General features: G+C 48.9%; 1 protein-coding gene. It reads left to right on the forward strand.

Features of this window, described 5'->3' with window-relative positions:
- Positions 1-99 precede the first annotated feature (99 nt).
- Positions 100-705: M20/M25/M40 family metallo-hydrolase (locus R7Q46_RS27130; protein WP_318078254.1), on the forward strand; the 606-nt coding region annotated here is incomplete at its 3' end.

A 705-nucleotide genomic window follows, 5' to 3' on the forward strand; every position in this document is an offset into this window, starting at 1 on the left:
ATAAGAGAGATTCTGCTTCCTTTCGAGTCCGTGCCATTGATTTCGAATCCACATCGTTTCTCCGTATCGCCCTCGACCCCAAAAGAAAGAGACACCCAAATGACACAAATTAATCAAGAACGTCTAGTTGAACATTTCTGCCAACTGGTTCGCATCGACAGCGAATCTATGAATGAAAAACAAATTGCAGAAACGCTGGCTGAGCAACTGGGCGAACTAGGCTTTACGGTTCACAAACTTCCTGTACCAGAACACATTTCTAATGGCTTCAACGTGTACGCACGTTTAGAAGGGAAAAAAGAAGGCTCAATCCTAATGAGCTGTCACATGGATACGGTAACGCCGGGCATTGGTATCGAGCCGATCATCGAAGACGGTATCATCCGCTCGAAAGGCAACACCATTCTTGGCGGTGACGACAAATCTGGCATCGCTGCCATCATGGAAGCAGTGCGCTGCATCCAAGCTGAAAACCTAGAACACAAAACGCTCGAATTGGCGTTCACTGTACATGAAGAAGGTGGCCTGTTCGGTTCTGAATACTTCGATATGTCTCACGTAACCTCAACAGAAGCGATCGTACTGGACACAGGTGGCCCAATTGGAACTATCGTAACGGCTGCTCCGGGCCAACAAAAGATCGTCGCAACCATCAAAGGCCGCCCTGCACATGCAGGTCTTGCGCCGGAAGAAGGCATCAGCGCG

Source organism: Vibrio sp. 811 (assembly GCF_033339195.1).